This is a genomic window from Avibacterium sp. 21-594 (assembly GCF_026226815.1).
In the GTDB taxonomy this organism is placed as follows: Bacteria; Pseudomonadota; Gammaproteobacteria; order Enterobacterales; family Pasteurellaceae; genus Avibacterium; species Avibacterium avium.
Genome location: NZ_JAKKOC010000001.1, coordinates 1,967,446 through 1,990,684 on the forward strand (window position 1 = coordinate 1,967,446; position 23,239 = coordinate 1,990,684).

Sequence of the window (23,239 nt, forward strand, 5' to 3'; positions counted from 1 at the left end):
GATTTCAATATGATATTGGGATCAGCCTTTTTTGTTTATGAAAATCAACGCTATATCTCATTATGCGTGATAATAGACAAAAACTTATAGATTAAAATTATTTGAATTTGAATAAAGTGATAAGAAAAAAGTGGTGGGCGATACCGGTCTCGAACCAGTGACCCCCTCCTTGTAAGGGAGGTGCTCTCCCAACTGAGCTAATCGCCCGACAGAATGCTATTTCTAGCTATCGGATTTAACTTTGTAAAAAGTTAAACTGGGAACTTAAACTAGCGTGGTGGGCGATACCGGTCTCGAACCAGTGACCCCCTCCTTGTAAGGGAGGTGCTCTCCCAACTGAGCTAATCGCCCACGTTAGTTTAAGCGTTACAACACAAGTCCTTAAAAAAGTGGTGGGCGATACCGGTCTCGAACCAGTGACCCCCTCCTTGTAAGGGAGGTGCTCTCCCAACTGAGCTAATCGCCCTTGTGTTGTGGGTTGGCATTATAAGTGTTCTCAAAACACAGTCAATAAGTTTTTGCATATTTTTGTTTAAGTGTTGTAAAAATAAACATAAACTTGCTTTTTTTATCGTGAATTAGACGAACTCATAGTACAATACCGCCGATTTAATTTTACTGTAAACAAAGGTTATAAATAAAATGAAAGCAGAACCGCTATTTAATTTAGATCCGTCCGTGAAAGTTCGTACTCGCTTTGCGCCTAGCCCAACAGGCTATTTACACGTTGGCGGTGCAAGAACCGCATTATATTCTTGGCTATTTGCAAAACATAACCAAGGTGAATTTGTATTACGCATTGAAGATACTGATTTAGAACGTTCTACACCAGAAGCCACGCAAGCGATTTTGGAAGGAATGGAATGGCTTAACTTAGCTTGGGATCACGGCCCTTATTACCAAACGAAACGTTTTGACCGTTATAATGAAGTGATCGATCAAATGCTCGAGCAGGGCTTGGCTTATCGTTGTTATTGTTCCAAAGAGCGTTTAGAAAATTTACGCAACGAGCAAGAAAAAAATAAAGAAAAACCACGTTATGATGGCTATTGCTTACATCATGCGCCTGAAAATCCGGACGCTCCTCACGTTGTACGTTTCAAAAACCCACAAGAAGGTTCGGTAGTATTTGATGATGCCGTGCGTGGACGCATTGAGATCAGCAACAGTGAGCTTGATGATTTAATTATCCGCCGCACTGATGGTTCACCAACATATAACTTCTGCGTAGTGATTGACGACTGGGATATGGGCATTACACACGTTGTACGCGGCGAAGATCATATCAATAATACCCCACGTCAAATTAATATTTTGAAAGCGTTAAATGCGCCAATTCCGATTTATGCACACGTTTCAATGATCCTAGGTGATGACGGACAGAAATTGTCTAAACGCCACGGTGCAGTGAGCGTAATGCAATATCGCGATGATGGCTTTCTTCCTGAAGCGTTGCTCAACTATTTAGTACGTTTAGGCTGGGGGCACGGCGACCAAGAGATTTTCTCCGTAGAAGAAATGATCAAGCTCTTTGAATTAACTCAGGTAAGCAAATCTGCCAGCGCATTTAACACAGAAAAATTGTTATGGTTAAACCATCATTATATTCGCGAATTACCGCCTGAATATGTGGCTAAACACCTTGCCTGGCATTATCAGCACCAAGGCATTGATACCAGCAATGGGCCAGCATTAAGTGAGATTGTTGTAATGCTTGGTGAGCGCTGTAAGACTTTAAAAGAAATGGCAGCTGCAAGCCGTTACTTCTTTGAAGATTTTGATCATTTTGACGAAAGTGCGGTGAAAAAACACTTTAAATCTGGCGCGGTTGCAGCACTTGAAAAAGTTAAAGAAAAATTGACCGCACTTTCTCAGTGGACAGCTGAGCCAATTCACCAAGCTATTGAACAAACGGCGGAAGAACTCGGTGTAGGAATGGGTAAAATAGGAATGCCATTGCGTGTTGCCGTAACAGGCGCAGGGCAATCTCCATCAATGGACGTAACCCTAGTTGGCATCGGACGCGATCGCTCCCTCGCCCGCATTCAAAAAGCCATTGATTTCATCAAGGCACAAAACGCCTAATATAAAGCGCTTAATATTTAAGCTAGCGAATGAATGCAGTGAATTTAATATTGACAGCGTTCATTCCGCTAATTATTATAAGCGACATATTTACGGGGATATAGCTCAGTTGGGAGAGCGCTTGAATGGCATTCAAGAGGTCGTCGGTTCGATCCCGATTATCTCCACCAGATTTACTAATCTCATCAGTTACTTAATAATTGATGAGATTTTTTATATCTAGTGTTGTGCGAATTTTGTGCCATAAAGTTTAACATTGTCAGCATGACTAAATGCTGAGCAGATTGTTCCGCTCCATCAATCCAAGTAATCTCATTCCAAATTCCGTGTAACGGCCTATTTGGGCTATAACTTTGGAATGAAAGTAAAACCTTGGTTTTTATCCTGCAAAACCCCACTCTATTTCTCTTAAACAAAATCTTTCAAATCAAACTTTATATTCGCTTGTAGCCTCTGCAAATCTTATTATCAGCTATACGAGCCTTCTATAACAAAAAAGCCAATGGCATACACCATTGGCTATTGTTTTATTTAAAGCGATAACTAATAAATTAGATTACTGCTTTTTCTACAACGCGAACTAAAGTCCAAGACTTAGTTTTTGAAATTGGGCGACATTCGCGAACTTCTACTACATCACCTAATTTCGCTTCGTTGTTTTCATCGTGCACGTGTAATTTTGTTGTGCGGCGGATAAATTTACCATAAAGTGGGTGTTTCACTTTGCGTTCGATAGCAACTGTGAATGATTTATCCATTTTGTCGCTAATTACACGACCTTGCACGGTACGAATATTATCAGTCATTACTCACCCGCCTTCTCGGTTAATACAGTTTTCACTTGTGCAATACTGCGACGCACTTGTTTTAACTGATGGGTTTGTTGAAGCTGACCGGTGGCTGCTTGCATACGCAATTTGAATTGCTCACCTAACAAGTTAACCAATTCAGCATTCAGCTCTTCAACAGTTTTTGTACGTAGTTCTTGAGCTTTCATTACATCACCGTTTTAGTTACGAATGTGGTCTTGATTGGCAATTTCGCTGCTGCAAGTGCAAATGCGTTTCTTGCTAATTCTTCAGACACACCATCCATTTCATAAAGTACTTTACCCGGCTGGATTAAAGCTACCCAGTATTCAACGTTACCTTTACCTTTACCCATACGGACTTCTAATGGTTTTTCAGTAATTGGTTTATCTGGAAAAACACGGATCCAGATTTTACCTTGACGTTTAATCGCACGAGTCATCGCACGACGTGCTGCCTCAATTTGGCGAGCTGTTAAACGACCACGGCCAACTGCTTTCAAACCGAAGGTACCGAAGCTAACTTCTGTACCACCTGCAATTCCACGGTTACGACCTTTTTGGACTTTACGGAATTTTGTACGTTTTGGTTGCAACATTTAGCAATTCTCCTTACTTACGACCTTTACCACGTGGCTTTTTAGGCGTGGTAGGTTGTTGTTCTGGTTGTTGTGCAATTGCAGCCATTCCACCAAGAATTTCACCTTTGAAGATCCACACTTTAACGCCGATTACGCCGTATGTAGTGTGTGCTTCAGCAGTGTTATAATCGATGTCCGCACGTAGTGTATGTAATGGCACACGACCTTCACGATACCACTCTGAACGAGCAATCTCTGCACCACCTAAACGACCGCTTACTTCAACTTTGATACCTTTAGCACCTAAACGCATTGCGTTTTGTACTGCACGTTTCATTGCACGGCGGAACATTACACGGCGTTCAAGTTGTGAAGCGATGCTATCAGCAACTAATTTTGCATCTAATTCAGGTTTTTTCACTTCAGCGATGTTGATTTGTGCTGGAACACCTGCGATTGCCGCAACAGCGTTACGTAATTTTTCAACATCTTCGCCTTTTTTACCGATTACGATACCTGGACGAGCTGTGTGAATTGTTACACGAATACTTTTCGCTGGACGCTCAATAGTGATGCGTGAAACGGAAGCATTCGCTAATTCTTTATTTAAGAATTGACGCACTTTGAAATCGCCATCTAAGTTAGATGCGAAATCTTGTGTATTCGCAAACCAAGTAGAGCTCCAAGGCTTAACAATACCTAGGCGAATACCATTTGGATGGACTTTTTGACCCATTGCTATTCCTCTACTAAATTAACGATCTGACACAACCACTGTGATGTGGCTTGTACGTTTTAAAATACGATCTGCACGACCTTTAGCACGTGGCATAACACGTTTCATACTAGGACCTTCATCTACGAAAATCTTAGTCACTTTAAGATCATCGATATCTGCACCATCATTATGCTCAGCATTAGCGATTGCAGACTCAAGCACTTTCTTAACTAGCGATGCCGCTTTTTTGTTAGTGAAAGTTAAAATTTCTAACGCTTGATCTACTTTTTTGCCACGGATTAAATCCGCAACTAAGCGAGCTTTTTGCGCTGAAGTGCGAGCGTAACGATGTTTAGCTATAGTTTCCATCTTTTACCCCTTACTTCTTAGCTTTCTTATCCGCAGCGTGTCCGCGGTAAGTACGAGTCGGTGCAAATTCACCGAGTTTATGACCAATCATTTCGTCCGATACATAAACTGGAACGTGCTGACGACCATTATGGACTGCGATGGTCAATCCGATCATTGAAGGAATGATCATTGAACGACGGGACCAAGTTTTAATTGGTTTTTTATCCCCGCTTTCCACCGCCTTCTCTACCTTCTTCAACAAGTGTAGGTCAAGGAAAGGACCTTTCTTGAGAGAACGTGGCATGGCTTATCCTCTTTAATTGATTAAAAAATTATTTACCACGACGACGTACGATGTATTTATCAGTACGTTTGTTATGGCGAGTTTTCTTACCTTTGGTTTGAACGCCCCAAGGAGTAACTGGGTGTTTACCGAAGTTACGACCTTCACCACCACCGTGAGGGTGATCAACAGGGTTCATTGCGGTACCACGAACTGTTGGGCGAACGCCTCTCCAGCGGTTAGCACCAGCTTTACCAAGAACGCGAAGCATATGCTCTGAATTGCCCACTTCACCAATGGTTGCAGAACATTCAGCTAATACTTTACGCATTTCACCTGAGCGAAGACGTAAAGTAACATAGTTACCTTCACGCGCAATAATTTGTACATAAGCACCAGCAGAACGTGCAAGTTGTCCACCTTTACCTGGTTTTAATTCAACGTTATGTACAGTTGAACCAACAGGGATATTACGCATTGGTAATGAGTTACCAACTTTAATTGGAGCGTTTACACCTGCTTGGATTTGATCGCCTGCGCTTAAACCTTTAGGTGCTAAGATATAACGGCGTTCACCATCTTTATAAAGCACTAAAGCAATATTTGCAGAACGATTTGGATCATATTCAAGACGCTCAACAACCGCTGGGATATCTAACTTGTTACGTTTGAAATCGATTAAACGGTAATGTTGTTTATGACCACCACCGATATGGCGAGTAGTAATACGTCCTAAATTATTACGACCACCTGTTTTAGATTTGCTATCTAATAATGGTGCGTAAGGTTTCCCTTTATGTAATTCAGGGTTTACGATTTTAACAACGTGACGACGACCAGCGGAGGTCGGCTTACATTTTACGATAGCCATTTATTTCTTTCTCCTCCGTAATTACTCTGCACCTTCAACGAAGTCAAGTGATTGACCTTCTTGAAGAGTTACATAAGCTTTTTTCCAGTCACTGCGATGTCCCATCTTAGTACCTCGACGTTTAGTTTTACCTTTAACGACAACAGTACGAACAGAATCTACTTTCACTTCAAATAATTCAGCAACAGCTTTTGCAATTTCTGCTTTGTTGGCATCTAAAGCGACTTTGAAAACGATGGTGTTTGACTTCTCAGCGTTATTTGTTGCTTTCTCAGAGACGTGAGGTGCTTTTAACACTTTTAGCAAACGTTCTTGTTGAATCATGCTAACATCTCCTCAATTTGTTTCACTGCATCAACAGTTACAACCACTTTATCAAAAGCGATTAAACTGACTGGATCAATACCTTGCACATCACGTACATCAATTTTATATAAGTTACGTGCAGCTAAGAATAAATTCTCATCTAAACTTGCAGTGATGATAAGCGCGTCAGTTAACGCCATATCTTTTAATTTTTGAACTAAGGCTTTTGTTTTTGGCGCATCAATTTCGAATTTTTCAACTACAACTAAACGATCTTGACGAACAAGCTCAGATAGAATGCTTTTGATTGCACCACGGTACATTTTTTTGTTCACTTTTTGGCTGTGATCTTGTGGCTTCGCTGCAAAAGTTACACCACCAGAACGCCAAATTGGCGATTTAATATCACCAGCACGAGCGCGACCAGTACCTTTTTGACGCCAAGGTTTTTTACCTGAACCAGACACTTCAGCACGAGTTTTTTGTGCACGTGAACCTTGACGAGCACCTGCTGCATAAGCAACAACTACTTGGTGGATCAATGCTTCATTAAACTCACGTCCGAAGGTAGTTTCAGAAACAGTTAGTGCGTTTGCACCTACAACTTGTAATTCCATCTCTATCTCCTAGACTTATGCTTTAACTGCTGGTTTTACGATAACATCACTATTAGTTGCACCAGGTACAGAACCTTTAACTAATAATAAATTACGCTCAGCATCAACACGAACAACTTCAAGTGATTGAACGGTTACACGCTCAGCACCTAAGTGTCCAGCCATTTTTTTGCCTTTAAACACACGACCTGGAGTTTGGTTTTGACCAATAGAACCAAGCACACGATGTGATAAAGAGTTACCATGACTTGCATCTTGAGTACGGAAATTCCAACGTTTAACACCACCTTGGAAACCTTTACCTTTAGATGTACCAGTAACATCAACTTTCTTAACATCTGCGAAGATGTCAACATTAATTTCTTGACCTAAAGTGAATTCTTCACCTTCAGTTGTACGAAATTCCCATAAACCGCGACCAGCTTCAACACCTGCTTTCACGAAATGGCCTGCTTCAGGCTTAGTTACACGGCTCGCTTTTTTAGAACCAGTAGTAACTTGAATTGCAGTATAGCCATCGTTTTCAAGAGTTTTAACTTGAGTTACACGGTTTACTTGGATTTCGATAACAGTAACAGGTACAGAAACGCCATCTTCATTGAAGATACGAGTCATACCAACTTTACGACCGACTAAACCAATCATTGTCATAACCTCTTAATTAACCTAGGCTGATCTGCACGTCAACGCCGGCAGCCAAATCTAAACGCATTAATGCATCAACAGTTTTTTCTGTTGGTTCTACGATATCTACTAAACGTTTGTGAGTACGAATTTCGTATTGGTCACGTGCGTCTTTATTAACGTGTGGAGAAATCAACACGGTAAAACGTTCTTTACGCGTTGGTAAAGGAATTGGACCACGAACTTGTGCGCCAGTACGTTTAGCTGTTTCTACGATCTCCGCTGTAGATTGATCGATCAAACGATGATCAAAAGCTTTTAAGCGGATACGGATTCTTTGGTTCTGCATTAGACCAGAGCTCCAATAATTTTTAGCTAAAATAAAACTGACACCATCACCTTTCATAAACTTCATTGAAAGGGAAGTGCAGTAACCTAATATTATAGTCCCCCAATCGGGAACATTTTATGTATTACAAAATCTGTAACACGCCTTTAATAAATGATTACATCAAAGGGCTTTCTAAGAAAGCTTGTGGATTATACTTAGCCCAACTAGGAATTGCAACCTATTTCTCAGCAAAATCTGAAATTTAGTATTCCCACTTCTCAGGATTAATCCCTAGTTCACGCATAATTTCTTTTGCCTGCTCAGGAATTTCATCGTGGCGTTCTTTTAGTAAATCCTCATCGGTCGGTAATGGCTGCCCTGTAAATGCGTGCAAAAATGCCTCACACAACAACTCACTATTTGTTGCGTGGCGTAAATTTTTGAGCTGACGTCTTGTCCGCTCATTGGTTAAAATTTCCAGCACCTTAATTGGAATAGATACAGTAATCTTCTTTACTTGCTCACTCTTCTTACCGTGCTCTGCATAAGGGCTAATATATTTACCGTCCCAATTTGCCATAATGCCACCTTAAATCTCCACAAAAATTGTGCTTATTCTAAAGAAAAATCGCCGAAATAACAATCTAGACATTAAGACTGCTAGACAGCTAAAAATTTTACAAAATTACACCGCACTTTATCTCATATATTTTCTTTATTTTTACTTGCCGAACCGCATTTTTCAGCTTAATCTAAAATTCCATTCTTCATTTATATATAAGGAGCATTTATGGCACACATCTCAACCATTCGTTACACAGGTAATTTGCACAACGATCTCACTCATTTACAAAGTGGCAATACCATCTCAACCGATGCTCCCGTTGATAACAACGGCAAAGGTGAAGCCTTCTCCCCCACTGATCTACTTGCCGCTTCACTTGGCGCTTGCGCAATGACCATAATGGGAATCCAAGCCAATAAACTGGGATTAGATTTAACTGGCACTCGCATTGAGGTACAAAAAGAAATGGCGCTCAATCCACGCCGTGTTGCACGCATTATCTTAGATTTTTACTTAAGCAAAGCATTAGATGACAACGCACGCTCAATCTTGGAAAATGCAGCCCACACCTGCCCTGTCGCCAAAAGCCTGAGCGCCGACTTAGTGCAAGAATTTCGTTTTCATTATGAATAATGAAATAGGCATATAAATCATCTGCAGCCAAAACGAAACTTTAATCTCACTGATTAAGCTGCAGATGTTTTACGATGAATAAACTAAAGGCTGAATCCTATATCGCATTCAGCCTTTAAATTAGTTTAATTTTCGAAATGTCTTATAATTCATCTTATACAATTTAAGATAAATACTTCGCCTTCAACTCTTTCGCCACGGCAATTTGCTGTGCGGTGGCTTTGGCGGTCATTGGTTCGCGGCAGTAGCCTGCGTCCACGCCTTCGAGTTTAAGCAATTCTTTAATGGTGAGATACAAGCCATTTGCCAAAATGCCTTCGATGAGATCATTAGTAACGTGTTGAATTTCGCGGGCTTCGGCGAGTTTGCCTGCTTGGGTAAGTTCAAAAATTTGTCTTGCGCGGATACCATTAACATTGAACGTACTGCCGATTGCACCGTCCACGCCAAGGGCAGCGGCAGGTAGCATCATTTCATCAAAGCCTGCCCACACAAGGTGATCTGGGTAAGCTCTTTTCAAGCGTTCTAACAAATAGAAATCGCCTGCGGTGAATTTTACACCTAACACTTTCGGATTTTTGTAAAGTTCGCCAAATTGCTCTACGCCAATATTCACACCGGTTAAGAATGGAATGGAATAGACGATCATATTATTGCCTGTTTCAGCAATAATGGTGTCGTAATAATGTTTGATTTCTGCAAAGCTAAATTTGTAGTAGAACGGGGTTACCGCTGAAAGGCTGTCGTAACCAAGTTCGGTGGCGTATTTACCTAATTCCACGGCTTCGTGTAAATTTACGCTACCTACTTGTGCAATCAATGCTACTTGGTCTTTTGCTTCGTCTTTGGCAATGCGGAAAATTTCTTTTTTCTCCGTAGTGGAAATCATAAAGTTTTCCCCTGTGCTGCCGCCCACATACAAGCCGTCCACTTTCATTTTATCAATGTTGTAGCGAATAATTTCACGCAAGCCTTTTTCATTGATTGAGCCATCTTCGTTGTAAGACACTAAAAGTGCGCTGAAGATCCCTTTTAAGTTTTTCATTTGTTTCTCCTAAGCTAGTAAGCTAATTTTATTTGATCCGTTGTTCTAAAATCACGTTTACGGTTTTTTGTTTCATTTCCGTTGCATTATTTTCTTCCGCTTGCACAATCAAGGCATAGATTAAATCCAATACAAAAAGTTGTGCAATTTTCGTTCCGATAGAATCGCCTTGTAGCTGCCCTTGTCTATGCCCGTTAATCAGCACATAGTCAGCAACCTGTGTAATGGGTGAACGTAAATTATGGGTTAATGCCACCGTTGTTGCGCCATTTTTCTTCGCAACATTTAATGCCTGAATGGTTTCTTTGGAATAGCCTGAATGGCTAATGCCAATTACCACATCGCCCTCATTCATTAATGACGCTTGCATATACATAAAATGATTGTTGCTACTTGCATCTACCTGCAAACCAATTCGCATTAATTTATGCTTTGAATCTTCCGCCGTAATGCCTGATGCCCCCACGCCAAACAGGAAAACACGTTTTGCCTGACGCATTGCTACCACCACTTGTTCAAGCTGTTTTACATCAAGTAAATTAATGGTTTCTTTAATCACATTATTAATGGAATTATGCAATTTTTCTGCGATACTTTGCGGATCGTCCGATTTACTAATATCGCTATCTAACAAAGAATTTAGCTGTTTTTCTTTGGTGGCAAGCTCAATGGAAAGCTGTAGTTTGAAATCCGTAAAACCTTTGAAACCAAGGGTTCGGCAAAAACGAATAAAGGTCGCCTCCCCTACATCGAATTGCTGCGCAATCTCCGCCAAAGAAAATTGGCCCAGTAAATGGGGCGAAGACAAAATTGTGGTGGCAATTTTTTTCTCCGTTTTTGTTAAGCTGTTATACAACGCCCCAATGGTATCTAAAATATTGCCTGTTGTTGCTACCATAAGACCCTCCTTGTTATAACTTAACTAACTAATTCCACTGGCACTTTTACCACTAATTTTTTGATAAATTCTGGCGCGTCCCCTGCCACACAACCTGGTTTATGCGGCTCATAAGGGAAAAACACGGCAAACATTTTCGGCGTTACAAACACCGCACTTTTGTTTGGAATATCTGGCGTAAGTTGATAATCATCTGCTTCGTTGTATTCATTATAAGTGCTGAGATCAGGCTCATTTACGCCATATTCAATCACCTCATTGCCGCTAATAAGCAGTTGAACATCAATGTATTTATGGTGAAGTTCTGCTTGTTTTCTGTCGCTTGGTGCGGTGTCAAACTCCATCACATTCATATAAATTTGATCGGTGAGATCGTGGCGGCCAACAGTTAATTTGGTGAGATCCATTCGTCTTAATTGATGACAAATTTCTGCCAGCACCATTGGCAAACCTCGGGCAAAATCATCACGGGTTAAATCGCCTAAAATCATTTTGTACTCCTTTGATTTTTATTGTTTTGCTACTTGTTGTTCTAGCCAATAAGCCGCACCTAATAAGCCTGCATCAGCACCAGATTGAGCGGCTTCAATGGGGCATTGATAAAACTTGGGCATTGTCTGTAAATATTGTTGTACTAAAGGCAAATAGCCTTGCGCCAAGCCCACGCTACCGCCTAGCACCACTTTTTGAATATCTAGGCTAATCACCATATTGGCAATTAAATTGGCAATGGCTTGCGCGGAACGTTGCACAAGTGCGGTGGCTTTTTCGTCATTTTTTCTAAAGCGTTCAAATACCTCTTTTGGCGAACAAGGTTCTGCCCATTGTGAAGATACCGCCTCAATGGCACGTCCAGAAGCAATGGCTTCCACACAGCCTTTACGCCCACAACCACACATTGGCCCATTGGGATCAGCAAGGGTATGGCCAATATGCCCAGCAATGCCGTTCTCGCCTGTGGTTAATTCGCCATTTAAAATGATCCCACCGCCCACACCTGTGGATACGGTAATAAATAAGAAATTTTGCACCGCACTTTGATCTTGTGCTTGATATTCCGCACAGACCGCAGCTTGCACATCATTGAGTAAGCCAATGGGCTTATCGGTGTAACGCGCAATACACGCTTTCAGTGGAAAATTGGCAAGGCCACCCAAATTTTTCGGATTTAATGCGGTTAGCACGCCACGATTAATAATCCCTGTGGACGCCACAGCCACCGCATCAAACTGCCCTGCATAGCCTGTAACTAAGGTTTTTAACGCCTGCTCCATTCCTTGTGCAGACTGATCTTGCGGGGTGCTAATTTGCTGGCGTTGTGAAATCACGCCATTTTCCACCAATGCGGCGGCAATTTTTGTGCCACCAATATCTAATGCTAAACAACGCATACGCCGTCCTTGTGTTAGTTATGATTTTGCTGATTTCACCGCACTGGCAAACCAGCTCACAATATGTTCTAAGCGAGTGAGCGCCGATCCCACGGTAACCACATCTGCGCCAATTTCAATGGCTTTTTTCGCCAGTTCAGGGGTGTTGTAACGCCCTTCCGCCATCACATAACAGCCTGCAGCTTTGAGATCTTTTACTAGCTGATAATCAGGTTCATCTGGCACTTCACCGCCGGTGTAGCCCGACATTGTGCTACCCACAATATCAAAGCCGAGTTTTTGGCAATACAGCCCCTCTTCCAAGTTCGAGCAATCGGCCATTGCCAAACAGCCTAATTCTTTGATTTTTTTCACCGCACTTTCAAGGGATACAGGGCGTGTACGCAGCGTGCCGTCCACGGCAATAATGTCTGCGCCAGCCGCTGCTAAATCTTCAATATCCTGCAAAAACGGGGTAATACGCACAGGGCTATCTGGCAAATCACGTTTTACAATCCCAATAATGGGCTTATCCACCACAGGGCGCGTGGCTTTTAAGTTTTCGACTCCTTCAATTCGCAATCCAGCTGCGCCTCCTTGCACTGAAGCTTGTGCCATTGCCGCCACAATTTCAGGCTTATCCATAGGGCCGTCATCAACTGGTTGGCAAGAGGCAATAAGCCCATAGCGAATCTGGTTTAGCACATCTTGATGTGATAATTTTGACATATGAACTCCAAGATATTTTTTAGAAAAGAAGTTGATTTTCGCTGGTGCTAGAATAGACCTCTGAAAATAAAAAACAAGAAAAATAGTTTAAAAGTGAGATCTAGATCATAAATTGGAGTAAAATTTCATAAAATAAATTGATAAGCCCATTCCAACACGGTATTTTAAAAGGGAAAAAGCTGAATGTCCTTTCTTAAGCTTTTTCTATACAAGAAAACTTTCCCTTTGCCTTTTTGAAATATTACTTCAGAAAGCAAAAAGAACAATAATACAAATTTCCTCTTTCTTTTCTTCAAAAACAGAAAGAAAACACACCGCACTTTATGTGCTAACGATCTGGAGTTCGTATGAAATATTTTAATAAATTAGAGGAATTGGTCGGTGGAGTATTGTTTTTACTCATCTTTATGATTCTGCTCGCCCAAATTATCGCACGCCAAATCTTTGATTCACCGTTTATCTGGAGTGAAGATCTGGCAAAACTCTTATTTATTTATGTTGCAATGTTCGGGATCAGTATGGCAACCCGCACGCAACAACACGTTTACATTGATTTCCTCACCAATCTGATGCCTGAAAAGGTGCGTAAGGTGATCAATTCTTTTGTGCAACTCATTATTTTTATTTGTATTTTCTTGTTTATCTATTTGGGCTTTAAAGTTTTTCTTGATTCTACCTTTGAAATTGTTTCCTTGCAGATTTCAGAAAAATGGCTCTATGCGCCACTGCCTTTTATCTCAATGCTGGTGATGATTCGCTTTCTTCAAGCGCAAACAGAAAACTACAAAAACCAACTTAGCTTTCTACCCGCGACCTTTTACATCATTGTCGGTATTGTGCTGTTTAGTATTTTGATGACGCACCCAGAATGGTTCAAAGCCTTGCGTATCAGCAACTATATAAAACTAGGTAGCAATGCGGTTTATGTCTGTTTGGCTGTATGGTTATTGATTATGTTTTTGGGTACGCCAGTGGGTTGGTCGCTGTTTATTGTTACCATTTTGTACTTTGCAATGACACGCTGGAATATTGTAAATTCCGCCTCTTCTAAGCTAGTAGATAGCCTAAACAGTTTCCCATTGCTTTCTGTGCCGTTCTTTATTTTAACGGGAATATTAATGAATACAGGGGGCATAACTGAGCGGATTTTCAACTTCGCCAAAGCCTTGTTAGGGCATTATTCTGGCGGTATGGGACACGTTAATATCGGCGCAAGTTTGATTTTCTCTGGAATGTCAGGCTCAGCACTGGCTGATGCAGGGGGCTTAGGTCAGCTTGAAATTAAAGCAATGCGTGATGCGGGCTATGATGATGATATTTGTGGCGGGATCACGGCAGCATCTTGTATCATCGGGCCACTTGTGCCACCAAGTATTGCAATGATTATTTACGGTGTAATCGCCAATGAATCTATCGCCAAACTCTTTGTGGCAGGCTTTATCCCAGGGGTGCTAATCACCATTGCGTTGATGACAATGAACTATTTCGTTGCTAAAAAACGCCATTATCCAAAAACGCAGAAAGCCACCTTACAACAACGCTGCGCCGCATTCAAAAGTGCTATTTGGGCAATTCTAACCCCAATTCTGATTATTGGTGGGATTTTCTCTGGCTTGTTTACCCCAACAGAAGCCGCCATTATCGCCGCCTCTTATTCCATTATTATCGGAATGTTTGTGTACCGCGAACTCACGCTCAAAATGGTATTCAAAAGCTGTGTGGAAGCAATGGCAATCACAGGGGTAACCGCCCTAATGGTGATGACAGTAACCTTCTTCGGCGATATGATCGCGCGTGAGCAAGTGGCAATGCGCATTGCCGATCTCTTTATGGCAGTAGCAGATACACCAACAATGGTGCTTATTATGATCAACTTGCTACTCTTATTCTTAGGAATGTTTATTGATGCCCTTGCGCTACAATTCTTAGTGCTACCAATGCTCATTCCAATCGCGGTGCATTTCGGCATTGATCTGGTATTCTTTGGCGTGATGACCACGTTAAATATGATGGTGGGCATTTTAACACCGCCAATGGGAATGGCATTGTTCGTGGTAGCCCGTGTGGGAAATATGCCAGTGAGTACCGTAACCAAAGGGGTGCTACCGTTCTTAATCCCAGTGTTTACTACCTTGGTACTTATCACTATCTTCCCACAAATTATTACCTTTATTCCAAATCTCTTAATGCCATAAGAGAAAACAAAAACCAAAGTGCGGGTGAAAATTCACCCGCTTTTTTTATGGCTAAAAATACGGAAAAAAGCACCGCACTTTAAAATAAAAAAGGATTGAACATCAAGCTCAATCCTTTTCTTTGGGATAAATTATTTTACTTTGCTTTCTTGAATAATCGACAAAATACCTTGTCGCTTACGCCAGCGCAGTAAATAGCCTGCCACCAAGCCCACCAAGGCGAAAGGCAACCATTCGATAGAATAAGGCTTAAGCGGAAGCTGTTCGAGAAAATCAATTTTGCCTGAACCTAGCACGGATAAAATCGACACCAATGTCACCAAACCAATCGCTAAGCGGTGAGCCAAGATCGGCATTGGCAAAAATAAATTCAGTAGCAACAGCAAAATCACCGTAATGGTAATAGGGTATAAAATCATCAACACAGGCAAAGAAAGCCCAATCACTTCTTTCAACCCAAGATTGGCGATCACAAAGCTAATCAGACAAAATAAGATGGCATAAGTGCGGTAAGAAAATTGCGGAAATTGTTGGTGAAAATAACTACTAACCGAAGCACACAGCCCTACCGCGGTAGTCAAACAAGCCAACGATACAATGATATTCAGTACCATTCGCCCTAGCTCACCAAAAGCCATTGTCGTAACCTGATTTAAAATATAAGTACCAAGATCCTGCTTATTTTGCTGTAACTGTGCCAGCACGTCAGGGCTAATCATTAAGTGATTGCCTACCCAGCCAAGGGAAATATAAATCAATGCCAAGGCAATACCGGCAATTATTGCGGCAAAAATGGTTTGTTTTTGTAATGAAACGGTTTTTACCGCACTGGATTTGATCGCCCCTAACACCATCGTAGAAAATGCGATGGAAGCCAATGCGTCCATCGTTAAATAGCCATTAATTGCCCCATTGAAGAAATCCGTATGGCTTGCGACAGTCGGCATTGGCAAAGGTGTTTTCCCAACCAGCATTATCCCCGCTTTTACCACTAAAGCAATTATCGCAAGCAACAATACTGGCGTGAGAATAGAGCCAATACGTTCCACCATTTTAGATGGATTTAGGCTCAACCATAAGCTGAGCATAAAATATACAAAAGTAAATAACAATTGAGAAAGGCTATCGGCTTCTTTAAGAAAGGGAATCATCACCATTTCATAAGACATTGCGCCGGTTCTTGGTCCGGCAAAAAAAGGCCCAACTGCAAGGGAAATGGAAACCAAAAACAGCACAGAAAACCACGGATGAATTTGCCTTAATGCCACAATATATCCACCACGGTAAAAAGCACTCACAATAATACCAAGCAATGGCAAGCCCACGCCAGTTAGCACAAAGCCTGAAATAGAGGGCAAAAATGCCGTTCCTGTTTCAAAGCCTAATTTAGGCGGGAAAATCAGATTTCCCGCACCAAAAAAAATCGCAAAAAGCATAAACCCAATAATAAAGGTATTTTTTGTCATTCAACTTTTCCTTTATTTTTTCCAGTTTTTCAACGCATCGGCAAAGGCATTACCCATTGCACTATTATTTTGTGGTTTACGCTGTTGCTGTGGACTACGAGGATTTTTTGCTACTAAAGTGCGGTGATTTTTTTCATTATTTTCTGCTTTATCCCCTGCTTGTTCATCTAAACGCATCGTTAAGGCGATACGCTTGCGGGCCACATCCACTTCCAAGACTTTCACTTTTACAATATCACCGGTTTTCACCACATCGTGCGGATCTTCAACAAATTTATTGGAAAGCGAAGAAATATGCACAAGCCCATCTTGATGAACACCAATATCCACAAACGCCCCAAAATTGGTTACATTAGTTACCGTGCCTTCAAGGATCATTCCTGCTTTCAAATCACTGATTTCTTCCACACCGTCCATAAAGGTGGCCGTTTTAAACTCGCCACGCGGATCACGTCCCGGCTTTTCTAATTCTTTGAAAATATCTTGCACCGTTGGTAAACCAAATTGTTCATCAATAAATTGTTTTGCATCTAACTGACGAATTGCACTGGCGTTGCCCATTAAATCTTGAATGGATTGCTGAGTTGCTTGCAAGATTTTTTCCACCACAGGATAGGTTTCTGGGTGAACACCTGACGCATCAAGAGGATTTTGCCCAGCTGAAATACGCATAAAGCCTGCACATTGTTCAAAGGCTTTTGGCCCTAAACGGGATACTTTTTTCAGTTCTTCACGGTTTTCAAAACGGCCATTTTCATCGCGAAATTGCACGATATTTTGCGCGAGTGTTTTGGTCATTCCTGCCACGCGAGCAAGTAAGGGTACAGAAGCTGTATTAAGATCCACGCCCACCGCGTTTACACAATCTTCCACCACGGCATCTAATTTGCGCGCTAATTGAGTTTGGTTCACATCGTGCTGATACTGCCCCACGCCAATGGCTTTTGGCTCAATTTTCACTAATTCCGCGAGCGGATCTTGCAAACGGCGCGCAATGGACACCGCACCACGCAAAGACACATCAAGATGTGGAAATTCTTGTGCGGCTAATTCAGAAGCAGAATAAACAGAAGCGCCCGCTTCGCTCACCACCACGGTTTGTGGTTTTTGCCCTGAAATTTGCTTTAATACGTCTTTGGCAAAGCGTTCTGTTTCTCTTGATGCGGTGCCATTTCCAATAGCGATCAATTCCACATTATGGCGTTCGATTAATTGATAAAGGCTCGCCATTGCCGCTGCTGCTTGTCCTGTATGTGGATAAATCGTATCCGTAGCCAACAATTTTCCTGTATTATCCACAACAGCAACTTTCACGCCTGTTCGCAACCCCGGATCTAACCCCATTGTGGTTTTTGCGCCAGCTGGGGCAGCCATTAAAAGTGCGGTAAGATTTCGCGCAAAAACATTGATGGCTTCTTCTTCCGCTTTTTCACGCAGCTGGCTCATTAATTCTGTTTCTAAATGCAATGAAACCTTAATCCGCCACGTCCAGCTGATTACCTGCTCGCGCCATTTGTCCGCGGGCTGTTGGTTAAAATGCACGCCCAAATGTTGGCGAATAATTTCTTCACAATAACTCTGACGTGCCCCTTCTTCCTGTTCTGGATCAGCATTTAAGCTCAACTGCAAAATGCCCTCATTACGTCCACGGAACATTGCTAAAGCACGGTGCGAAGGCACATTATGCCAAAGCTCTTGGTGATCAAAATAATCTTGGAATTTTTCCCCTTCCTGCTCTTTACCGTCTAAAACTTTAGAAATTAACACCGCACTTTGTTGTAAGTACTGACGCACTTTCGCCAATAATTGCGCATCTTCCGCGAAGCGTTCCATTAAAATATAACGCGCGCCGTCTAGCACCGCTTTGCTATCAGCAAAACCTTTTTCTGCATCAATATAAGCGTTTGCTGCACTTTCAGGATCTTGGCTTGGATCATTCCAAAGGCTTTCCGCCAACGGATCAAGCCCTGCTTCAATGGCGATTTGCCCTTTAGTACGGCGTTTCGGTTTGTACGGCAAATACAAATCTTCCAGCTCAGTTTTGCTTTGGGTTTGTTGGATCTGGTCGCGTAATTCCTCCGTCAATTTGCCCTGTTCTTCAATGGATTTCAAAATGGTTTGACGGCGATCTTCTAACTCGCGCAAATAAATCAAGCGGGTTTCAAAATGACGTAATTGGGTGTCATCTAAGCCGCCCGTTACTTCTTTACGATAACGTGCAATAAAAGGGATGGTGTTACCTTCGTCCAATAATTGAATGGCAGCTAAAATCTGCTGCGGACGCACCGCAAGCTCTGCGGCAATAATTTGGGAAATTTGTTGATTTAACATCGGCTCTTATTTTGATTAGTAAAAATTGCCATAGGATACTGGTTTTACGGGCTTTGCTCAAATGTTTATTATGGGCTTGTGCTATCTTTGCTAATGCCTTTACTTTATGATAAAAATGATTTGAGAAAAAACTTGAGAGATAAAGATGAATTTACCGCACCGAGAACCCCATTTTTGCCGCTTTGCGTTGCAACAATTAATGCCCTTTGTGGATCAATTTCCTATCCAATATTTAACGGGTAAGCAGGGTTGCCAAATTGCCTATCGCTATTTTTTGCACGCAGAAACCTCGCCAAGTGCGGTGCGAAAATTGATGATTTTAGTCAATGGACGGGCGGAGAATATGCTGAAATGGTCGGAATTGGCTTATGATTTTTACCAATGGGGTTATGATGTGCTGCTTTTCGATCACCGTGGGCAGGGTTATTCACAGCGTTTATTGGCGGATAAAGACAAAGGCTACATTGATGAATTCCGTTTTTACTGCGAGGATATGGACGCGGTCATCAAGCAGATCACTCAGCATTCTGATTATTCGCAACAATATCTGCTTGCTCATTCTTTAGGCTCGCTGATTTCGGCTTATTATTTAGCGAACTATGATCATCATATTCAAAGTGCGGTACTTTCTTCACCATTTTTTGGCTTGCCAACCAAGCATTTATTGCGCGATGAGCTGATTATTAATTTGATGATGTTATTCGGCCAAGGGCAACGCTATGTGTTTGGCAAGAGCGCCTATAAACCCGCCAATCTGGATCAAAATGAACTCAGTTTTTGCAAAACCAGAATGAAATGGATGAACCGCATTAATCGTTACTTTCCTGAATTAAGCCTTGGTGGGCCAACATTCCGCTGGGTGCATTTGTGTTTAACAGCAATTAAAGGGCTGGAAAAAATTTTGTCGCGCATTGAAATTCCCGTTTTAGTTTTGCAAGCTGGCAAAGAAAAGATCGTAGAAAATACACAGTTGGAAAAATTGGTTGCCTGCTTGCCAAAAGGGCAACTCATCACGGTAGAAAATGCCAAACACGAGATTTTGTTTGAACGGGATAAAATTCGCGCCGAAGCCTTAAGTGCGGTGCAAGCCTTTATTTCCAATAACGGTACAACAGCACGCCAAACAGCGTAAACAGCAGACTGCCACCAAGATGCAAAATGATAATTGCCAGCGCAGACAGCCATTTTTCCGTTAAAAAATCATTCACTACTTCAGCGGAAAAGGAAGAAAAGGTGGTGAGGCTGCCTAAAAATCCAGTAATCAAAAATAATCGCCACTCGCTAGAAACTTGCGGATATTGCCAAAGTAAGGCAATCAAAATACCGATTAAAAAACAGCCAAGATAATTGGCGATAAGCGTGCCAAAGGCAAGAAAAGAAAACAGCGGATTTAGCAATTCGCTCAAGCCCCAACGGGTGCAAGCGCCGATTGCCGCACCGCTGCTTATGATGAGTAAAGATTGCCAAATCGCCATTTTTACCTGCTTTCTGACCTAATACACACCAAAGGTGGCACGCAAATAGCTTGCTACTGCTTCGTGGCGGTTCAAGCCAATTTGCTCTAACTGCGGACAAGCCTGCACCAAGCGCGGATCAGCATTGCCCATAATGCAACCTTTACCCACTTCGCTGAGCATTTCTATATCATTCATACCATCACCAAAGGCAATGCACGCGCTCAAACCATATTCACGCCCTTGTACCACTTGGGCAAGTGCGGTGGCTTTTGACACGTTTTTATTCATAATCTCTAAACATTGCGGCGTGGAATAGGTGATATAAATCGCATCGCCAAAACGCGCTTTCAAATGCGCTTCAATCGGGGCGAGATCAGCGGGTGTGCGTCCAATAAAAAACACTTTTTCCGTGCCACGTCCGTGGTGATGTTTGAAATCCACCACTTGATACATAAAGCCTGAATCTTGATGATATTTGGCTAATTCAGGCATATTAATGCTGATAAACCAGCCATCATCTTGATAACTATTGGCGAACACATTTTTTTCATCATAAGGGGTTTGCATTATTTCCATTGCCATTTCATCAGGCAAACTGTTGCTAAGCAGCAATTTACCTTGCAGATTATGCGCCCTTGCACCATTTGACGTGATAAGCACCGCATTATCCAGCTTCACCTTGCCGACAATATGCGCCACATCTTCATACTTTCGCCCCGTGGCGAGAATAATATCAATCTTTTCTTGCGCTAATTTTTCAAGGGTTTCAATAGTAAAATCACCGATAACGTGATCCCCATTGAGCAATGTGCCGTCTAAATCTGAAACCACAGCACGAAATGGTCGATTTTGCATAGTCAAACTCCTTCAACAAAACGGGAGTATGATAGCAAATTATGGCTTAGCTGGGTATGATTGAATGGAATCCCGCCAAATTAATTTAGGTTCTAGCAAAATAGATTGTTCGCTTTTATGGGGATTTTTAATGCGTTCTAGCAGGGTTTCCACCGCAAGTTTGCCTAATTCGGCTTTAGGTTGATGAATGGTGGTGAGCGGTGGGGCGAGATATTGAGCCAAGGTAATATCATCATAGCCAATCACAGAAAGATCTTGCGGAATACGCAAACCATTTTGCCACGCCACTTGATAAACGCCCACTGCAATCGTGTCGCTACACGCAAACACAGCCGTAGGCCGTTTGCCAGCTTGTAATAGTTTTTTCATTCCTTCCACGCCACCTTCAAAATCAAAATGGCTTTCGATAATCCATTCATCACGAATGGCTAACTGATGTTCGTTTAAGGCTTTTTTATAGCCTTGCAAGCGATTTTGTGCGAGGGATTTATTCAGATTTCCTGTGATAATCGCAATCTCTTTATGCCCTTGCTCAATTAAGCATTTTGTCGCAAGATATGCACCAAGTTCAGAATTTTCATAAATTTTATCCGCACTTAATGCTGTTGGCCACCAGTCCATAATCACCATTGGCAAGGCAACATCAAGCTGTTTAAGAAAAGAATGGCGGCTATCAGAATACATTAACAACAAGCCGTCCACCTGTTTTTGAATCAGCGTTTGAATATTTTGCTCTAAGCGTTCTTCATTGCCATCTAGGCTTGAAATAATCAGATTATAATCGTGCTGATTACAATATTGCTCAACGCCACTCACCACTTCCGCAAAAAAAGGGTTGTTGGTTGCGGTAACCAACATTCCTAAGGTTTTGGTTTGCTTGATTTTCAAACTTCTCGCCAAGGCGGAAGGGCGATAATTAAGCTCTTTGACAACTTTCATTATGCGTTCTCGCATTGCTTCGCTCACATAGCCCGTATTATTAATCACGTGCGACACGGTGGAGGTGGAAACCTGCGCAATGCGTGCAATGTCTTTCATTGTTGCCATAATGACTTCTCAAGTGGTTATTTACTAAATAGTTGTCATTCTAATGAGCCTGAGCCAAAAAATCGAGCGTTTCTTGCCGAGTAGGAATGGAGGTTTGTGCGCCTAAACGGGTAACACTTATTGCTGCGGCGGCTTGGGCAAAATGAATGGCTTGATTTAACGATTTGCCCTCTAATAATGCCGTCATCAACGCGCCATTAAAGGTATCCCCAGCGGCGGTGGTATCCGTTGCCTGCACCACAAAGCCCTGCACGATTTCTTGTTGATTTTGATGGCTAACAAAAACCCCTTTCGCACCTAAGGTAATCAATACCATTTCCACCCCTTTTTGATGAAAAACTTGCGCAGATTGCACCGCACTTTGGTAATCCACCACTTTCACGCCTGTAAGAATTTCGGCTTCTGTTTCATTTGGCGTAATCATTGTTAGCTGAGCCAACAATTCATCAGGCAGAGGCTGTGCAGGCGCGGGATTTAGCACCACTTGTTTACCTGCTTGTTTCGCTAACTTCGCCGCACACAGCACACCGTCCAAGGGGGTTTCCAATTGCATCAGCAAGGCATCGCTCTGCTCAATCATATGAGCAAAAGACTGCACCCTATCAGCATTCAGATAAGCATTCGCCCCCGCGGAAATCACAATGCTATTTTCGCCGCTGTCTGCCACTTGAATCATTGCGATCCCTGTGCGAGCCTGTGTAACTTCAGAAATGGCCGCCGTATTCATTCCCGCTTGCGCGAAAGATTTTTTCATCTCCCGCCCAATATCGTCATTCCCTACACAAGCGATAAAATTCACCTTCGCCCCCAAGCGTGCTGCTGCCACCGCTTGATTTGCCCCCTTTCCGCCATACACCACTTGATAATTACGTCCCGACAAAGTTTCCCCCGGCTTCGGGAAATGCGACACTTGGATAAGATGATCTGCGTTAATACTGCCGAGAATGGTTAGGGTTGAATTGTGCATAGTTATTCCTTAATAAAAATCACGAAAAAAAGCACCGCACTTATATTTTGTGCATATTGCGAAATACATTGATTAAAACGTGATGAAACGCAAAAAATATTTCGCA

27 protein-coding genes and 4 tRNA genes are annotated in these 23,239 nt (G+C 42.1%); 5 read left to right on the forward strand and 26 right to left on the reverse strand.

Annotated features, from left to right (window positions below):
• Positions 1-131 precede the first annotated feature (131 nt).
• From L5B76_RS09515 to L5B76_RS09525, 3 genes are all read right to left on the reverse strand, one after another.
• A tRNA-Val gene (locus L5B76_RS09515) sits at positions 132-207 on the reverse strand.
• 68 nt (positions 208-275) lie between these two features.
• Positions 276-351: transfer RNA gene (locus L5B76_RS09520), tRNA-Val, on the reverse strand.
• A gap of 39 nt (positions 352-390) precedes the next feature.
• Positions 391-466 (reverse strand) — tRNA-Val (locus tag L5B76_RS09525).
• Between the two features lie 176 nt (positions 467-642).
• Between L5B76_RS09525 and gltX the strand changes: the two genes are divergently transcribed.
• Both gltX and L5B76_RS09535 read left to right on the forward strand, forming a co-directional pair.
• The gene (gene gltX, locus L5B76_RS09530; RefSeq protein ID WP_265755220.1) at positions 643-2,085 is read left to right on the forward strand and encodes a glutamate--tRNA ligase; all 1,443 of its coding nucleotides are present in this window, start codon (positions 643-645) and stop codon (positions 2,083-2,085) included.
• 94 nt (positions 2,086-2,179) lie between these two features.
• Positions 2,180-2,255, forward strand: a tRNA-Ala gene (locus tag L5B76_RS09535).
• A 381-nt stretch (positions 2,256-2,636) separates the two neighbouring features.
• Here L5B76_RS09535 and rpsQ read toward each other — a convergent pair.
• The 12 genes from rpsQ to metJ form a co-directional block, all read right to left on the reverse strand.
• Positions 2,637-2,891, reverse strand: coding sequence for a 30S ribosomal protein S17 (gene rpsQ, locus L5B76_RS09540; protein WP_103853559.1), 255 nt, complete (start codon positions 2,889-2,891; stop codon positions 2,637-2,639).
• A complete protein-coding gene (gene rpmC / locus L5B76_RS09545; protein WP_017805230.1) occupies positions 2,891-3,082 on the reverse strand; it encodes a 50S ribosomal protein L29 in 192 nt (63 codons plus the stop codon). Before rpmC ends, rpsQ begins: the two co-directional genes overlap by 1 nt.
• Entirely contained in the window at positions 3,082-3,492 is a 411-nt protein-coding gene (gene rplP, locus L5B76_RS09550) for a 50S ribosomal protein L16 (RefSeq protein ID WP_103853558.1), read from the reverse strand. The genes rpmC and rplP overlap by 1 nt, the downstream gene beginning before the upstream one ends.
• A gap of 13 nt (positions 3,493-3,505) precedes the next feature.
• A complete protein-coding gene (rpsC, locus tag L5B76_RS09555; protein ID WP_250351401.1) occupies positions 3,506-4,210 on the reverse strand; it encodes a 30S ribosomal protein S3 in 705 nt (234 codons plus the stop codon).
• Positions 4,211-4,228: 18 nt separating this feature from the next.
• Positions 4,229-4,561 carry a 50S ribosomal protein L22 gene (gene rplV / locus L5B76_RS09560; RefSeq protein WP_017805227.1) on the reverse strand — a complete coding sequence of 111 codons (333 nt, stop codon included), beginning with the start codon at positions 4,559-4,561 and terminating at the stop codon, positions 4,229-4,231.
• Between the two features lie 10 nt (positions 4,562-4,571).
• Positions 4,572-4,847: a 30S ribosomal protein S19 gene (gene rpsS, locus L5B76_RS09565; RefSeq protein ID WP_005539416.1), complete on the reverse strand. Its 276-nt coding sequence runs from the start codon at positions 4,845-4,847 to the stop codon at positions 4,572-4,574.
• A 28-nt stretch (positions 4,848-4,875) separates the two neighbouring features.
• Positions 4,876-5,697: a 50S ribosomal protein L2 gene (gene rplB / locus L5B76_RS09570; RefSeq protein ID WP_103853556.1), complete on the reverse strand. Its 822-nt coding sequence runs from the start codon at positions 5,695-5,697 to the stop codon at positions 4,876-4,878.
• Positions 5,698-5,718: 21 nt separating this feature from the next.
• Positions 5,719-6,021, reverse strand: coding sequence for a 50S ribosomal protein L23 (gene rplW / locus L5B76_RS09575; RefSeq protein ID WP_035687397.1), 303 nt, complete (start codon positions 6,019-6,021; stop codon positions 5,719-5,721).
• Complete coding sequence (gene rplD / locus L5B76_RS09580; protein WP_265755221.1) at positions 6,018-6,620, reverse strand: 50S ribosomal protein L4; 603 nt, start codon at positions 6,618-6,620, stop codon at positions 6,018-6,020. The genes rplW and rplD overlap by 4 nt, the downstream gene beginning before the upstream one ends.
• Positions 6,621-6,635: 15 nt before the next feature.
• Positions 6,636-7,265: a 50S ribosomal protein L3 gene (rplC, locus tag L5B76_RS09585; RefSeq protein ID WP_265755555.1), complete on the reverse strand. Its 630-nt coding sequence runs from the start codon at positions 7,263-7,265 to the stop codon at positions 6,636-6,638.
• Positions 7,266-7,281: 16 nt separating this feature from the next.
• Positions 7,282-7,593 carry a 30S ribosomal protein S10 gene (gene rpsJ, locus L5B76_RS09590; protein ID WP_001181005.1) on the reverse strand — a complete coding sequence of 104 codons (312 nt, stop codon included), beginning with the start codon at positions 7,591-7,593 and terminating at the stop codon, positions 7,282-7,284.
• Between the two features lie 244 nt (positions 7,594-7,837).
• The gene (metJ, locus tag L5B76_RS09595; protein ID WP_115248600.1) at positions 7,838-8,155 is read right to left on the reverse strand and encodes a met regulon transcriptional regulator MetJ; all 318 of its coding nucleotides are present in this window, start codon (positions 8,153-8,155) and stop codon (positions 7,838-7,840) included.
• A gap of 210 nt (positions 8,156-8,365) precedes the next feature.
• Between metJ and L5B76_RS09600 the strand changes: the two genes are divergently transcribed.
• Entirely contained in the window at positions 8,366-8,773 is a 408-nt protein-coding gene (locus tag L5B76_RS09600; RefSeq protein ID WP_265755223.1) for an OsmC family protein, read from the forward strand.
• A 163-nt stretch (positions 8,774-8,936) separates the two neighbouring features.
• Here the strand turns inward: L5B76_RS09600 and nanA are convergent, their stop codons facing one another.
• From nanA to L5B76_RS09625, 5 genes are read right to left on the reverse strand one after another with little or no spacing between them, the layout of a single operon-like run.
• Complete coding sequence (gene nanA, locus L5B76_RS09605) at positions 8,937-9,818, reverse strand: N-acetylneuraminate lyase (protein WP_265755224.1); 882 nt, start codon at positions 9,816-9,818, stop codon at positions 8,937-8,939.
• Positions 9,819-9,846: 28 nt separating this feature from the next.
• Positions 9,847-10,716, reverse strand: coding sequence for a MurR/RpiR family transcriptional regulator (locus tag L5B76_RS09610; protein WP_265755226.1), 870 nt, complete (start codon positions 10,714-10,716; stop codon positions 9,847-9,849).
• Positions 10,717-10,736: 20 nt separating this feature from the next.
• Positions 10,737-11,207, reverse strand: a complete 471-nt coding sequence (gene nanQ / locus L5B76_RS09615) for an N-acetylneuraminate anomerase (RefSeq protein ID WP_265755228.1) — start codon at positions 11,205-11,207, stop codon at positions 10,737-10,739.
• A gap of 18 nt (positions 11,208-11,225) precedes the next feature.
• On the reverse strand, positions 11,226-12,107 hold the full coding sequence (locus tag L5B76_RS09620) for an N-acetylmannosamine kinase (protein ID WP_265755230.1): 882 nt from the start codon (positions 12,105-12,107) through the stop codon (positions 11,226-11,228).
• 18 nt (positions 12,108-12,125) lie between these two features.
• Positions 12,126-12,815, reverse strand: a complete 690-nt coding sequence (locus L5B76_RS09625) for an N-acetylmannosamine-6-phosphate 2-epimerase (RefSeq protein WP_103853352.1) — start codon at positions 12,813-12,815, stop codon at positions 12,126-12,128.
• A 347-nt stretch (positions 12,816-13,162) separates the two neighbouring features.
• On the opposite strand from L5B76_RS09625, the gene L5B76_RS09630 reads away from it, so the two are divergent.
• Complete coding sequence (locus L5B76_RS09630) at positions 13,163-15,010, forward strand: TRAP transporter large permease subunit (protein WP_265755232.1); 1,848 nt, start codon at positions 13,163-13,165, stop codon at positions 15,008-15,010.
• Positions 15,011-15,141: 131 nt separating this feature from the next.
• Here L5B76_RS09630 and brnQ read toward each other — a convergent pair whose 3' ends face one another.
• The gene (brnQ, locus tag L5B76_RS09635) at positions 15,142-16,476 is read right to left on the reverse strand and encodes a branched-chain amino acid transport system II carrier protein (protein WP_265755233.1); all 1,335 of its coding nucleotides are present in this window, start codon (positions 16,474-16,476) and stop codon (positions 15,142-15,144) included.
• 12 nt (positions 16,477-16,488) lie between these two features.
• Entirely contained in the window at positions 16,489-18,807 is a 2,319-nt protein-coding gene (locus tag L5B76_RS09640; protein WP_265755234.1) for a Tex family protein, read from the reverse strand.
• 145 nt (positions 18,808-18,952) lie between these two features.
• Between L5B76_RS09640 and L5B76_RS09645 the strand changes: the two genes are divergently transcribed.
• Positions 18,953-19,939 carry an alpha/beta fold hydrolase gene (locus L5B76_RS09645; protein WP_265755235.1) on the forward strand — a complete coding sequence of 329 codons (987 nt, stop codon included), beginning with the start codon at positions 18,953-18,955 and terminating at the stop codon, positions 19,937-19,939.
• On the opposite strand, the gene crcB is transcribed toward L5B76_RS09645, so the two are convergent.
• Genes crcB through rbsK form a run of 4 tightly spaced genes read right to left on the reverse strand, consistent with a single transcriptional unit; the run spans position 19,899 to position 23,133 of the window.
• Positions 19,899-20,282, reverse strand: a complete 384-nt coding sequence (gene crcB / locus L5B76_RS09650) for a fluoride efflux transporter CrcB (protein ID WP_265755236.1) — start codon at positions 20,280-20,282, stop codon at positions 19,899-19,901. The genes L5B76_RS09645 and crcB overlap by 41 nt on opposite strands.
• An 18-nt stretch (positions 20,283-20,300) precedes the next feature.
• Positions 20,301-21,119 carry a Cof-type HAD-IIB family hydrolase gene (locus tag L5B76_RS09655; RefSeq protein WP_265755237.1) on the reverse strand — a complete coding sequence of 273 codons (819 nt, stop codon included), beginning with the start codon at positions 21,117-21,119 and terminating at the stop codon, positions 20,301-20,303.
• Positions 21,120-21,158: 39 nt separating this feature from the next.
• A complete protein-coding gene (locus L5B76_RS09660) occupies positions 21,159-22,166 on the reverse strand; it encodes a substrate-binding domain-containing protein (RefSeq protein ID WP_265755238.1) in 1,008 nt (335 codons plus the stop codon).
• 40 nt (positions 22,167-22,206) lie between these two features.
• On the reverse strand, positions 22,207-23,133 hold the full coding sequence (rbsK, locus tag L5B76_RS09665) for a ribokinase (RefSeq protein WP_265755239.1): 927 nt from the start codon (positions 23,131-23,133) through the stop codon (positions 22,207-22,209).
• Between the last annotated feature and the right edge of the window lie 106 nt (positions 23,134-23,239).